Below are 13,420 nucleotides of genomic sequence, written 5' to 3'. Positions count from 1 at the left end.
ATTTTTAATGTTTTACAATTTAATTTTTCTTTTTCTACTTTTAAAAAGCCCGGTGACTGAATTCTTCACCACGCTGTAATATACTTCCAGAGAATCACCGGCAAGGGCTATTGCTACCATGCCAATGGTTAACTCCGGTTTATAATTGAACTTGTCCAATACATAAACATTCATAAAGCTGATGCCCAAAACTTCCACCAGCTGTATCAATTTAGTGGCACCGTCGTACCATTTGGAATACACTCTGTATATGTAAGAAAAAGCCGCTACATTGATTAAACACAACAGCACACCAATTATAGCGCCGGTTGCATCATCCATGGCATCAATGTAATCCTCATTGAGAATCATGGCCACAATGTTGGCATGCACAACTCCCCCAAACATATCCGGGTAGGATCTTCCTGCAAACTGCGAGTTAATCGGCGAATAGTACTTGTCTTCTATTGTCAGTCTATCACCAAGATACTCACCTAAGAAGCAGAAGATCACAATTTTATCCTTGATCAGAGATGGATCGAAGTTCTGATCAAAAACTTGATTAACGTCCAGTGCGAAAAACATCGTACCATACACCGACGCACCGAAGTCCATCACATTGCCTCGGTAATTAATCGTCTCTCGCTCGTTGCCTCTTTTCAACAACCTGTCTACCTTTTCAGGTTCCAAATACTGAGCCAGCTTTACAGCAAATGCCAGTTCTTGTTGCCCTGCCACCATCTCCTTGGGAGTGAACTCCCGGGTCATTTTCAACTCTTCCTGAGTTTGGGCATCTGTTATAAAATTAACAAAACCCGTCTCAGCATGCTGAGTGAATCTTGGAAGAGATTTCCCCAGAGAATCAAATTCCAGCTTCTCTTCATTAAAGTTCTGAAGAATGCTACCAATTACCAGGTTATCAACCCTCGAAAAAGCATCCTCCATAATGGCATCGACAGCAGAATCTTTGGGCGTTCTGAAATAGGTATCGAGGCCAATTACCTTTGGTTCATATTGATTGACAATATCAATCATATACCCAATATCTGCCCTGTTTACCCTGCCCAGGTTGACCAGCACAATCCTGTCGTCAGGAACTGCCGGCTCCCTTAGCTGGGAGAATACCACATCAGTGAGCTCTACGTCGCCGAGAGCGTCTCCAATCGGATCAAATAAGTCAAAGACCTTAAATGCGGTTACGGAATAAAACGTCCACATCAGTAAGAATATGAAGGCTGTTCCAAAAATCGAGTCCAGCCAAAATTCTCTTCTGTTTGCTTTCATAGTAGATTAGTTGCTTTGCCAACTGGTAAGTAACTAAATATTCACGAACCAACGATACAAACATAAGTAAAAGCCAAATTAAACTTAAAATAGAACAATTCTTTTTTTGGTTCTTTCGACGAAAGGAATTATTTGAAGGACGAACGTATATTGCTGTCGGTTTAAACCACTGTGACTTTTTCTTCGATGTCAACGAATATACCAAAAAGGCCAACACCAGAGGAACTGATTAGCGGAATAATCAGGAGCGACAGGGTGGCTCTGGCCAGGGGTATTACGCTCGTGGAAAGCAAACTACCATCTGACAGAGCGCTTGCTGAGCAACTGATAGACAGATTGTTAAGCAAAACGGGCAAGGCAACAAGAATTGGTGTATCAGGCATACCGGGAGTTGGGAAAAGCACCTTTATAGAAGCCTTTGGCGAATACCTGGTCAGCGTAGGAAAAAAGGTGGCCGTATTGGCAGTTGATCCGTCAAGCAAGCAGACCAAAGGTAGCATCCTGGGCGACAAAACCAGGATGAACAAGCTGGCCGTCAACCCAAATGCCTATATAAGGCCCACTCCTACGGGCTCAACTCTGGGGGGCGTGGCAGATCAGACACGTGAAGCCATGTTATTGTGCGAAGCGGCCGGGTTCGATGTCATTCTGATAGAGACCGTGGGCGTTGGCCAATCAGAGACCCTGGTGCGAGACATGTGCGACTTCTTCCTGCTGTTAACTATCGCTGGTGCAGGCGATGATCTGCAGGGGATAAAAAAGGGCATCATGGAGATGGCTGATGCCATTGTAATCAACAAGGCAGACGGCGACAACATGCCAGCCGTCAGGAAGACGCTTCAGGAACTCAAACAAGTGACCCACTACTTCTCGCTGCCCCCTTCCGGCTGGGTTACTCAAGTAACGACTTGCTCTTCTTTACTTGGCGAGGGAATTAGCGAGTTATGGACTTTGATTGAGTCGTTCAAAGAAAAGATGATTGCGAATGGCTACCTGGCGCATCAGCGATCGCAGCAAAACCTGCAATGGATGCACCAGAAACTGGATGGGCTTTTGAAACAGGAATTTAATAGTCTGGTAAAAGAGGAAATCAAAGACCTTGCCGCAAAAGTGGAAACTAGAGAGCTGAACCCTGTAAGTGCAGCACATCAACTGTTTGACCTCTACAAAAAAAAGAAAGGGTGAAAACACCCCTTCTCTATTAATTCATTCTTTTGACAGAGCCTGCGCCGTTTGAGTCAGCATAAACTTTCTGCGGATTGCCCTTGTAGCGAACCGAGCCTGCTCCACTGCATTCAGCCCTAAGCTCTTTGTTGGCTACTACCCTTGCTGTGCCAGCCCCTGAAGACTCCACCTCGGTGTAGTCGCAGTCGAAGTCCTCCGCATTGTAACTACCTGCGCCGGTTATATCAATGACTTGCTCCCTCGCCTTCCCCCTTAGTGTAAGCGTGCCAGCACCTGTCATGTCGGCCCTTAGCCTGTCAGCTTCTACGATTAGCCTTGTAGAACCCGCTCCACTCACTTCCAATTCGAATGTTGAGGCGGTGATGACATCATCACATACAACTGTGGAAGCACCACTTAAATCCATGCCATTAATGCTCGAAAACTCAATGGTCAGATTCATGGGCCCGTTCGACCTGAAATTATTGTCCTTGATATACACTTTCAGGGTGCTACCGACAACTTCCGTTCGGATTCTGTCTATCACGTTGTCATCTGCATCAATGAATACCCTGTGCTTGCCGGTTTTTTTCAGTGTCACTTTAAAAGCACCACCAATATCGAGGCTGCTGAACGAAGACAACTCTCTTGTTTCCTCTCCAGCCCACACCTGACCGGCGATTAGCAACCCAAGTACAAGTACTCCTATCTTTCTCATAATTATCAGTTCATTTTGAGTAAAGACTGCGGGCAAATTGAAGGGTTGCAAGTGATGGTTCTATTTAAATACGAATCCGTTTGGCGCCACCCCCGCTTCAAACTTCGATATTGCTGTTCCGTCAGCAGAATACCTGTAAACAGTACCTTTACCCTGAAAGCCCTTGGCATCGGCTATATAAATAACATCCTCGGCCTCGCTATAGCCTAGTCCATAAAAGCCAACAGCATCGTCAATCGTAATAAACTCTTTTTTAAGCACTTTTTGCCCAGTTTCATAGCTTCCAACCGATGTGCCTGCTATGTAATACAACACACCCTGCTCTTTATCAATTGACAATCGTGTAGAAGGATTAACCTCCAAGTCGACCTCTTTGGTAGCTGCGGATGCGCCAAGCTTGTAAATTGCTCCATCGTTTTCCTGATAGCTTCCTCCACAGATCAACCAAACGGCCCCGTCTGCATCCACCACCATTTCTCCCGGAGAATATCCCACCTCAAGGGTTGTTTCAAGTTCTCCGGTGCTGGTTTTAATTACCGACACGGTGTTCCCGAAACTATTGGATGCATACACATAGCCATCAGCATAGGCCAGGTTTTCGGTTCCATCCTCCGTGTTTACTGCCCCCTCCTTTTCAAAGGTTGCAGCGTCAAGAATGAGTACGTACGACTGATCGAGTGCATAGTTCTCATCGAAAGTGCCCCAATTGCTGACAAAGAGCTGATCGTTGACTCTCAACAGATACCTTGGATTGGCCAGGTTGGCCTCAATGGTGGCTGTTGAAACAAAGTCAGCGTTCACGACTTCAACTTTTTTGCTGTTATTCACTACTACGTAGCCCACCTCGTCAGCATCAATGAACAAGGATTGCACCACGTCACCCAATGGCCGACCGTTGGCCGATTGAAAAACAAGGGAAGAGACTTCTTCGGTTTCCGGATCATAGGAAGTAATGCTTCCATTCGTTTGATTAAAATTCCCCTCATTGACCACAAAAACGGATCCCACACTGTTTTTCGGATCGCCTTCGTCGTCACCACCACAGCTGGTTAGGAAAACTGCGGCCACTAAACTCCATAATGCTAGCTTTTTCATTTTTTATCTTGATTTAAAGTGTAATTCAATTGAATGGAGAATGAGCGACCCGGCATTGGTCGGTATTGCAGGTTCTCGTACCGGGTGCCCAACACATTGTCGACCTTGATCGACAGCGCAAAAAGGGACTTCCCAGCCTGAATTTGCCTGCCAGTCTCCAGATTCCAGAGCGTATAGGCGTTCAAGTTGATGTCGTTATCAACGAGCGTATACCTGCTGCCATAGAATGAAACCTGGGAATTAAAATGCCATGGCTCCGTTTGCAACCCAAAGCTCCAGGCGCCCTGATGCAGTGGCACATAAGGCAGTTGATTACCGATATTGCTATCGTCACCAGAATAGCCTGCCCGGATCTGCGATACTGTTAGTTTGTAGTTGATGTCATTGCTTAACAGCCACGTTCCCACGCTCCATTTATGTCCAACAGATAGCTCACCGCCACGGGAAAACACATTCCTCACATTTACTGGCGACCAGTAGCCCTCCACCTGCGGGAGCCAAAGAATCCAATCTTGTATCCAGTGCGCAAAGCCAGTGACAGATGCTTCCAGCACATGATTTCCCCGTTTGACAGAATAATCGAGTCCAGACTCTGCATTCCAACCTTGTTCTGGCTTCAGGTTTAGGTTGCCACCAGGGCTCCAATAGCGGTCGTTGAGTGTGGGCACCCGGTAGCTTCTGGAGAGCTGCGATCGCCAATTGACGGAAACTGCCTCTGATCGTAAAACCAGAACGTCAGCTCCCAGTGACGGAGCGACTGGATTCCATGTGCCAGCAACAATTTCCTGGCGAACTTTGGCGTTGAGCGTCCACCTGGTTGAGGGAAACCAATTGAGCATTAAATAGACGTTGGATCGGTTTTCACTCAAATCGCCACCGTATTCCGGCACGTCAGCTAGCATATGATTGATTAAACCACCAACCCGGAGCTGAAGGTGGGAAAACGGCATCCATTCAATGCTATTATTCCACATATACTGAGTGGTGCCGGATGCAAGGCCGTTGAATTTGATAAAATCGTAGATTCTCCCAACCCGTGATTCCCATTTCAACAAAGGCTGGATGCGGTGCATATAACCCAACGACAGTCGCAGCGACTGATCAATTTGGGTATCTCCGGCTGAAGCAACGGTGTAGGGCGGAATAATCTCTCTATTATAGTGAGTCAGCCAACCTTCGAAGTCAAAAACACCCTTTGACCAGGGGTTCCAGAAGGCAGCCGCCTTCAGGCCTTTGCCCATGTAAGCGCCATGAGATTGTCTTTCAATCGGCTGCCCGGCTTTTGCCAGATTACGATAGGTGTAGTCATTATCGGATTCCTTATAAAAGCCAGCGAGAGAAATGCCAGCCTTCTCCCCCGCCACCCTGGCTTTCAATCCAGAAAAATTTGTGCCGAAGCTTCCAACTTCCTGGGTGAACCCTATGCTTCGGAGGTTTTTGTCAACCTTATCGCTGACAGCCACCGCACCTCCAATAGCGCCAGACCCTGCCAGCGAACTTACCCCTCCGTAAAAAACCTCCGCTTTGTCAATAAAGAAATTGGGAATCAGTGAAAAATCGGCCTGCCCCAGGGAGGGGAAGTTGATGGGAAGACCGTTCCAAAGCAGGGAGGTTTGGCTGGCGGAGGTGCCCCTGAGGCTAATAGAGCTCAGCATACCGGGGCCATACTCCTTCAGGTAAATGCCCTGCTGCGCCTGAAGTAGCTTACCTAAGGATGCAGACGACTGCCGTTGAAGGGCAATCGAGTCGAGTTGTTCCGAATGGCCTCCCACTGCATAGCTGTGAAGCCATGAGTCACTAATCTCCACTGGCGCCAAGATCTCACCCTTGCGGACAGAATCAGCAGCATCCTCCTGACCTTTTGCATTAAACAAAAAAAGGATGACACAGGCTACCAGCCCGACCACCCTTATACCAACTGCATACATCTCTTTGAATTAAATTAACGGGCAAGCCCAGTTTGTTAACTTAACTCAAAGCTGTAGAGGGAATAAGGTGGAATGAAATGTGAAGCCGGAACACGGCCTCTTCAGATCATCCGCCGCTTTTCACCCGAAAGCTTTGAATTGTTTGACTATGGCAGGTCTCCTGGCTCGCCTGGCCCGTCTATCGCCTTCCCACCCCGGTTTATCGGAACAGTGACTATTTGATAGAGGCCTTTGTAGGCTTACAGTTGCGGGGACAGCCCCCGATTTTAACGGGGTTCCCTTTTAATTCTGCTACTACTGCTGATGAGTTGAGGCAGAAACCAACGGTCGCTGCGAAATACGCAATAATTGTAATGATGTTAAAACGATTCTGTAAAAATTCTCCGATTTAACACTTTTTAATACCTTTTCAAGTAACCTTTATGCCAGTTGAGGGTATATTTGGAAGAAATTTGAGCTGCGCACGCAACCTCAACCCCAGTTAAAGCGTCCTTACATTGGTTTAGGTCGAAAACTAGAATTATAAAATACTACGATGTCGTTTATTGGAAAGCTATTTGGTAAAAAGGAAAAAACTCCTGTTTCACAGTGCAAAATTTGCAAAACCCTTCTGGAGTACAATGAAGGATATGCACTTACTACCTCTGAGGTAGTTAGCTCAAAGGAATATTGGGATCATAAGATGGTCGAGCCCGAAACGCTTGGGTATACTACTGCTCATTTTAAGCAGAAAGATGCCAATGCTACAAAAATGAGAGGGATCATTTTTGAAAAAACGGCTGAAAAAGACCAGACCTGGCTTGTATGCGACACTTGCATAAAGCAGTTCGAGGTGGATACCAACGAAGCCAAGAAACATGCGCTACAGTGGTGGGAATCCAAAGGCGTGTACAACCCACCTAAGTCTGGCGACGCAAAAGCGGTACTTGAAAAGGATACTTACGAAGAAATAAAAGAATATGCCACTATGCTGGCGGGAGGCAATAAGATCAGATAAAAAGCTCCGCTGCCCGACGGGCAAAGCACATAATCGAAATGAAAATGCAATCCGTTCCCAAAAGGGGCGGATTGTTTTATTTTTGCCGCACCATGTTCAACAAAACACTTCTTTTCGTCTCCCTTTTAGCGGGGCTTACGTTCTCCTGCCAACAAAAAAAGGCTGAAACGGCAACTGACCATCCAGGTCAGGCCTCTTACATAAAGTATGCAAGCGGGCTTGTCATTGCCAGGCACTCAGATTGGACAGAAGTGGTGGTGAAGCAGCCGTGGAAGGGTGCCGGTAAGGCGATAAGGTATGCTTTGGTTGACAAAAAAAGCGATGCACACACCGCTTTTGAAGGCTACACAATTGTGAAAGTGCCGCTTACCAAGGTGGCAGCCACCAGCACTACCCACCTTCCTCATTTTTCAGCCATTGGCGAAGTGTACAGTCTGAAGGGCTTCGCCAATGCAGACTATGTGTACTCCAAGGTTTTCCAGAGCAGGCTCGAAAGTGGTGAGCTGGTCGAAATTGGGGACGGTGCCGGCGTCAACTTTGAGTCGTGCCTCAACCTGAAGCCAGAAGCATTGTTTACCTTTTCCATGGGGAACGACCGATCAACTGACGAAAGGCTGGAGCAAGCTGGCATCGACATGTTATACAATGCCGATTACCTGGAAACGACGCCTCTTGGCCGAGCAGAATGGATCAAGTTCACGGCTGCTTTCTTTAACAAACTTGACGAGGCCGATTCTATTTTCAACGTGATAGAACAAAACTATCTGGAACTAAAAGCCGAAGCGCAGAAAGCCGAAGCAAAGCCAACCGTGCTGACGGGCGTGGTCTATGGAGACACATGGTTTCTTCCTGGAGGCAAAAACTACGGAGCGGCTTTTTTTGAGGACGCAGGGGGTAACTACCTGTGGAAAGAAACAGACGAAAATGGATGGCTTGAGTTAAGTTTTGAGTCTGTGTTTGAAAAGGGTTTGAAAGCCGATTACTGGTTTGGAGTGGCCTCCTTCACGACGCTGCAGGAAATGAAGGCGCAAGAAAGCAGGTACGGTTTGTTTAGTGCCTGGAAAAACAGCGCCGTTTACAACTACGACAATCAGTTGAACAAAAAGGGTGGAAATAACTATCTGGAGGAGGGATATAGCAGGCCGGATATTGTGCTAGCCGACCTGATACATATTATGCATCCTGAGCTCCTACCCGACCACAAACTTTATTTTTACAGAAAATTACCCTAATCTGTGCCATGCTTAGGGATTTCATCCAACAGTCGTGGAAGCAATGGTGGAAGTATTTCGTGCTTCTCAGTCTTGTGATTTTCATGCTTTTCCTTCTCAGCCTGGCCCTGGGGTCGGTAGTAATCCCGGCATTTGACGCACTGAAAATCGTATCTGGCTTTACCAGTCAAAATGAAGCCTGGCAGGAAATTATCGTCAACTTCAGGCTGCCTAAGGCATTGACAGCGATATTAGTTGGCGCCGCTTTAGGCATCAGCGGGCTGCAAATGCAGACCTTCTTCCGGAATCCTTTGGCCGGGCCATTTGTGCTTGGCATTAGCTCCGGCGCCAGCCTTGGTGCCGCCTTGCTCATTCTGGGCGGAGCTTCGTTGGGGCTTCATCAGCTGGGTGGGCAGCTTTTTGCCAGTGCTCAGGTACTTGCCGCAGCGCTCGGAGCCATTCTTGTCATGATAGCCGTTATCTCCGTGGCCCGCTCACTGCGTGACGCCATGAGCCTCCTCATCGTGGGACTGATGTTTAGCAGCACCACGGGAGCCCTCGTCAGCATCATGCAATACTTCAGCCAGGCCGAAGACATCCAGGCTTATATGCTTTGGTCATTCGGAAGTCTAGGCGGACTTAGTTGGGAGGAAATGCAAATCTTTGCGCCTGTAATCATAATTGGTCTGTTGCTCTCTTTTGCCTCGGCCAAGCAACTCAATATGCTCTTGCTTGGTGAGCAGTACGCCCGAAGCATGGGGCTCAACATCAAGCGAGCCCGGCTCACTATCATTATCAGCACCTGCCTGCTGGCGGGTAGTGTCACTGCTTTTTGCGGGCCTATTGCCTTTATTGGCATTGCCGTGCCACATATGGTTCGCATGCTGTTTCCGACTTCGAACCACCTGCTGCTTATTCCGCTGGTCTGCCTGATGGGCGCAGGCACAATGCTTTTTTGCGACTTAATTGCTCAGCTCCCGGGCACATCGCAGTTGCTACCCATCAATGCCGTGACTTCTCTGATTGGTGGCCCCATCGTTATCTGGATCATTGTGAGCAAACGAAACCTGAGGTACTCGTTATGATCGTTAACAACAAAGCGGTGATGAAATTGCGGCATTTGAGTGTCGGCTACTTCGTAAAAGGCCACCCTACCCCGCTTTTGAAAGACATCAACCTGGATATCAATCCGGGTGAGGTGGTTTGCTTGCTGGGACAAAATGGTGTCGGAAAGTCAACGCTGCTGCGAACAATCGCCGGATTGCAGCCTCCCCTGTCTGGCGAGGTTCTTCTTGTCAATCAGCCTGTTCAAGCATACAGCATCCAGGAGCTTGCCACAAAGGTTAGCCTGGTGCTCACTGAAAAGGTGGGCGGCGGGAACCTTTCTGTTGAAGAGTTGGTGGCACTGGGCCGCCATCCTTATACCAACTGGCTCGGCTTGCTTTCAAAAGAAGACAGGGCAGCCGTGAATGAGGCTGTCGCTCTCACCAAAATCAACTACCTACTGAATAAAAAAGTAGGCGAACTGAGTGACGGCCAGTACCAGAAAGCTATGATAGCCAGAGCGGTGGCGCAAGACGGCGACTTGATGATCCTCGATGAGCCCACGGCGTTTCTCGATCTGAACAACAGTGTCGAAATATTTATGCTACTTAGACAACTTGCTCTTGAAAAAGAAAAAGCTATTGTGGTATCCACACATGATTTCCACCTGGCGATGGAGTTTGCTGACAGACTTTGGCTGACCAATTTCAATAGCCCTTTGGTTGAGGGACTGCCTGAGGATTTGGCACTAAACGGGCAGTTAGAAGAAAGCCTGTACCACGAAGGGTTTGGGTTTGATCTGCTAAATGGCAGAGTGCTGTTGCCGACAAAAGAAGGCAAAACGTTTTCTTTATTTGGAAATTCACAGGCCCATAACTGGACAAAACGGGCACTGGAAAGGCATGGCTATTTGCCTGGCGATGCGAATGCAACAATTAAACTCACCATTGAAACTGAGGGAAATGCCACCAGTTGGGTGGTAGCAGACCAAAGATTCCTCTCCCTCGAAAGCCTCCTCAACTTTCTGCCAGGGCACAAGGGCAAGTAAGGCCCATTTTCATCTCCACTGTAATTCTCTCGGCCTACGGTCGTCCTTTATCTGAAGGTTAAACAGGTAAAGGATAAAGTTTTGAATAGAGTAATTTTTTTGCTGCTCACTATTTGTGCAGTCTACGGCGATCTGCTTAGTCAACCGGCTAAAAGCAGGTACAAGGAAAGAACATTCCAGCTCTCCTTTTTTTCGGGCATAGGCACGAACGGACTGGAAAGTGGCTTCTATTTCAATAAATTTTCCCTTAACCTGTTCGGTGGCTTGTCGGCGGGCAGCCACCACTTTGAACTGGGCGGCATTTCAAATATCAACACCAACTCAAGCACTGGCATCCAGATAGCAGGGCTGGCCAACGTTATCGGAAGCCAGGCTTACTTTAATCTGACAGATGGCGAAGAGCTCTCCATTGTCAACGAAGGTTTTTCCTGCAACTTAAAGGGCATCCAGTTTTCCGGGCTCCTCAATTTTGTCAGAAACAACGTCGAAGGCATCCAGCTAACAGGCGGGTTCAACTTCAACAATGGCTACGTGCACGGCTTTCAGTTGGCTGGGCTGGGGAATATGGCTGGCAAACAAGTTTTCGGAGTGCAAATGGCTGGGCTCTATAATATTGCTATTCGTGGCATGACCGGCAGCCAGGCTTCCCTGTTGTTCAACTACACTTATGGCGAACTTAGTGGCTTGCAGTTGGGTACCATCAACCGGGCAGTACAAATGGAAGGCAAAAACTCTTCCCCGCCGGGCCCCGACCGGGGCTTTCAACTCGGCCTGGTGAATGTTTCAAGCGAAATGGACGGAACGCAGTTTGGCCTCATCAACATAGCCAGGAAAGTGCACGGCACGCAAATAGGTTTGATCAACATCTTTAAGCCGAGTCCTTACCAGGGCTCTTCCGTGCCCACGTACGGCACGCAGGTGGGGCCTCTTAACTTTGGATCCAGCGGTGTACACACCCGGCTTTTCACCGACGAGCTGTTTGCAACTGTGCTGGAACGCACCACGGGCAACTGTCAAAACTGCACTTACACACCTTCACAAATGCCCTTTACGGGGCGGTTCAAAGTAGTCAATCAAAATGCACTCATATTCGCATACAATCCTTTCGACGGCTTCAGAAACCAGGTAAAGTGGGGACTGGGCTATGGATTCATGAAGGTGTTTTACAACAAGCACTCTATGATAGGGGCCGATACAATAAATGCCCGCTGGTTTTTAAGTGCGGGCATACGAACGCTTTACCTCAACCGAACCAAGAATTTTGACCCCAGGCTCAGCCTGTTACATAAAATTCATGCGGAATTTGGCTTGAGAAGGAAAAAAAGGGGGCCTCATTTGTTTATTGGACTATCGTTCAACGCCTATTTCCACGAAGGGCAAGACCTGAACATTGGCCAGGAGGTGTTCAAAACAAGGGAAGAAAGCCTGAACGTACAGTACTGGCCCGGGTATAGCTTTGGTTTGCACTTCTAAAGTTACTCCATCCAAATAAACAATTGATCGAGTTAAAAGCATCGAACGTTACAACTAATCGTTGCTTTTGTATCTTCACTGTCTGGTTCGGTCGCTGCTAAGACAAAGCAATTGCGGTCTGCTAGCTAAGTTTGGAGCATACTTATGGCACACATCGTCATTATTGGAAATGGAATCGCTGGCATTACCTGTGCCCGGCATGTGAGAAAGCAAGGAGGTGATCAGATTACCGTCATTTCGGGGGAAACGGAACACTTCTTCAGCAGAACAGCCCTCATGTATATCTACATGGGACACATGAAGTACGAACACACCAAACCCTACGAGGACTGGTTTTGGGAAAAGAACAAGATTGACCTGGTGTTCGATTTTGTTACTGGCATCGAAACCGGGGCAAAATCCCTCCAATTGAAGTCCGGTAAAAAAATTAAGTACGATAAGCTAGTATTGGCGACTGGCTCACAGCCCAACAAGTTTGGCTGGCCCGGGCAGGACTTACCCGGTGTGCAGGGGCTCTACTCCTATCAGGATTTGGAGACGCTCGAGAAAAACACCGGGAATTGCAAAAGAGCAGTCATTGTTGGTGGTGGACTCATCGGCATTGAGTTGGCGGAAATGCTGGCGTCACGAAAGATTCCTGTGACCTTTCTGGTACGAGAAAAAAGCTTTTGGGATTTGGTTTTGCCAGCGGAAGAGTCGGCCATGATCAACAGGCACATTGTTGAGCATCATATTGACCTCCGGCTGGACACTGAGTTGAAGGAGATAAAAGCAGGGCCTGATGGGAAAGCTTCTGCCATCATTACCAGTACTGGTGAGGAAATACCCTGCCAGGTAGTAGGACTGACTGCCGGTGTGCATGCCAATATTGACCTGGCCAAGTCGTTCGGCGTCGAAACCAAGCGTGGCATTCTGGTCGATGACCATCTACAGACCAATTTGCCTGATGTTTATGCCATTGGCGACTGTGCGGAACTACGAAACCCGCTACCTCACCGGAAAGCCATAGAGCAGGTGTGGTACACAGGCCGCATGATGGGAGAAACGCTTGCTCTGACCCTGACTGATAAACCAACCAGGTATGTGCCTGGAATTTGGTTCAATTCTGCCAAGTTCCTTGATATCGAGTATCAGACCTATGGTTCAGTGCCCGCCATTGCTTCTGAAGGAGTAGACTCATTTTGGTGGGAGCATGCTGCCGGGAAAAAGGGCATCAGAATTAATTTTGATCAGGCAACCGGCACTGTGCTCGGCATGAATGCCATGGGCATCCGGCAGCGACACGAAGTTTGGGACGGCTGGATCAGGCAGAAAACAAAAGTAGATAGAGTGATAAACGAACTCGAGAAGGCCAATTTTGATCCGGAGTTTTTTGATACCTGTGAGCAGGAGATCAGAGCGGCATTTTCGACGCAGTTCCCTTATTTCGAAATCGAAAAGAAAAGGAAGAAAAAGCTGTTTGGTATTTTCTAAAGCAAG

At 47.9% G+C, this 13,420-nt stretch carries 11 protein-coding genes and 1 riboswitch; of the genes, 7 read left to right on the top strand and 4 right to left on the bottom strand.

What is annotated here, in order from left to right:
* Positions 1-12: 12 nt before the first annotated feature.
* Positions 13-1,263 carry a CHASE2 domain-containing protein gene (locus GC130_RS17700; RefSeq protein ID WP_151999676.1) on the bottom strand — a complete coding sequence of 417 codons (1,251 nt, stop codon included), beginning with the start codon at positions 1,261-1,263 and terminating at the stop codon, positions 13-15.
* A gap of 186 nt (positions 1,264-1,449) precedes the next feature.
* On the opposite strand from GC130_RS17700, the gene meaB reads away from it, so the two are divergent.
* Positions 1,450-2,448: a methylmalonyl Co-A mutase-associated GTPase MeaB gene (meaB, locus tag GC130_RS17695; protein WP_151999675.1), complete on the top strand. Its 999-nt coding sequence runs from the start codon at positions 1,450-1,452 to the stop codon at positions 2,446-2,448.
* A gap of 16 nt (positions 2,449-2,464) precedes the next feature.
* Here the strand turns inward: meaB and GC130_RS17690 are convergent, their stop codons facing one another.
* From GC130_RS17690 to GC130_RS17680, 3 genes are read right to left on the bottom strand one after another with little or no spacing between them, the layout of a single operon-like run.
* Positions 2,465-3,145 (bottom strand): head GIN domain-containing protein, encoded by a 681-nt coding sequence (locus GC130_RS17690; protein ID WP_151999674.1) that lies wholly within the window; start codon positions 3,143-3,145, stop codon positions 2,465-2,467.
* Between the two features lie 60 nt (positions 3,146-3,205).
* A complete protein-coding gene (locus GC130_RS17685) occupies positions 3,206-4,240 on the bottom strand; it encodes a DUF5074 domain-containing protein (RefSeq protein ID WP_151999673.1) in 1,035 nt (344 codons plus the stop codon).
* Positions 4,237-6,168 carry a TonB-dependent siderophore receptor gene (locus GC130_RS17680; protein WP_151999672.1) on the bottom strand — a complete coding sequence of 644 codons (1,932 nt, stop codon included), beginning with the start codon at positions 6,166-6,168 and terminating at the stop codon, positions 4,237-4,239. Before GC130_RS17680 ends, GC130_RS17685 begins: the two co-directional genes overlap by 4 nt.
* A 132-nt stretch (positions 6,169-6,300) precedes the next feature.
* Positions 6,301-6,508, bottom strand: a riboswitch (cobalamin riboswitch).
* Between the two features lie 195 nt (positions 6,509-6,703).
* Between GC130_RS17680 and GC130_RS17675 the strand changes: the two genes are divergently transcribed.
* The 6 genes from GC130_RS17675 (at position 6,704) to GC130_RS17650 (ending at position 13,414) form a co-directional block, all read left to right on the top strand.
* Positions 6,704-7,165: a hypothetical protein gene (locus GC130_RS17675; RefSeq protein WP_151999671.1), complete on the top strand. Its 462-nt coding sequence runs from the start codon at positions 6,704-6,706 to the stop codon at positions 7,163-7,165.
* A 38-nt stretch (positions 7,166-7,203) separates the two neighbouring features.
* Complete coding sequence (locus tag GC130_RS17670; RefSeq protein ID WP_151999670.1) at positions 7,204-8,397, top strand: ABC transporter substrate-binding protein; 1,194 nt, start codon at positions 7,204-7,206, stop codon at positions 8,395-8,397.
* Between the two features lie 8 nt (positions 8,398-8,405).
* The gene (locus GC130_RS17665) at positions 8,406-9,461 is read left to right on the top strand and encodes an iron ABC transporter permease (RefSeq protein ID WP_151999669.1); all 1,056 of its coding nucleotides are present in this window, start codon (positions 8,406-8,408) and stop codon (positions 9,459-9,461) included.
* Positions 9,458-10,468, top strand: coding sequence for an ABC transporter ATP-binding protein (locus GC130_RS17660; RefSeq protein ID WP_151999668.1), 1,011 nt, complete (start codon positions 9,458-9,460; stop codon positions 10,466-10,468). Before GC130_RS17665 ends, GC130_RS17660 begins: the two co-directional genes overlap by 4 nt.
* Before the next feature lie 81 nt (positions 10,469-10,549).
* Positions 10,550-11,941, top strand: a complete 1,392-nt coding sequence (locus tag GC130_RS17655) for an LA_2272 family surface repeat-containing protein (RefSeq protein ID WP_151999667.1) — start codon at positions 10,550-10,552, stop codon at positions 11,939-11,941.
* Positions 11,942-12,085: 144 nt separating this feature from the next.
* Positions 12,086-13,414, top strand: a complete 1,329-nt coding sequence (locus GC130_RS17650; RefSeq protein ID WP_151999666.1) for an NAD(P)/FAD-dependent oxidoreductase — start codon at positions 12,086-12,088, stop codon at positions 13,412-13,414.
* Positions 13,415-13,420 lie beyond the last annotated feature (6 nt).

It is taken from the genome of Imperialibacter sp. EC-SDR9, assembly GCF_902498805.1.
Lineage (GTDB): Bacteria > Bacteroidota > Bacteroidia > Cytophagales > Cyclobacteriaceae > Imperialibacter.
Note: the sequence above shows the minus strand (reverse complement) of the source record. Positions and strands in the feature narration are given on the sequence as shown.

Excerpts from the sequence above, each read along its gene's own strand:
- GC130_RS17700 (WP_151999676.1), bottom strand. The coding sequence starts at position 1,263 with ATGAAAGCAAACAGAAGAGAATTTTGGCTGGACTCGATTTTTGGAACA.
- meaB (WP_151999675.1), top strand. The coding sequence starts at position 1,450 with ATGTCAACGAATATACCAAAAAGGCCAACACCAGAGGAACTGATTAGC.
- GC130_RS17690 (WP_151999674.1), bottom strand. The coding sequence starts at position 3,145 with ATGAGAAAGATAGGAGTACTTGTACTTGGGTTGCTAATCGCCGGTCAG.
- GC130_RS17685 (WP_151999673.1), bottom strand. The coding sequence starts at position 4,240 with ATGAAAAAGCTAGCATTATGGAGTTTAGTGGCCGCAGTTTTCCTAACC.
- GC130_RS17680 (WP_151999672.1), bottom strand. The coding sequence starts at position 6,168 with ATGTATGCAGTTGGTATAAGGGTGGTCGGGCTGGTAGCCTGTGTCATC.
- GC130_RS17675 (WP_151999671.1), top strand. The coding sequence starts at position 6,704 with ATGTCGTTTATTGGAAAGCTATTTGGTAAAAAGGAAAAAACTCCTGTT.
- GC130_RS17670 (WP_151999670.1), top strand. The coding sequence starts at position 7,204 with ATGAAAATGCAATCCGTTCCCAAAAGGGGCGGATTGTTTTATTTTTGC.
- GC130_RS17665 (WP_151999669.1), top strand. The coding sequence starts at position 8,406 with ATGCTTAGGGATTTCATCCAACAGTCGTGGAAGCAATGGTGGAAGTAT.
- GC130_RS17660 (WP_151999668.1), top strand. The coding sequence starts at position 9,458 with ATGATCGTTAACAACAAAGCGGTGATGAAATTGCGGCATTTGAGTGTC.
- GC130_RS17650 (WP_151999666.1), top strand. The coding sequence starts at position 12,086 with ATGGCACACATCGTCATTATTGGAAATGGAATCGCTGGCATTACCTGT.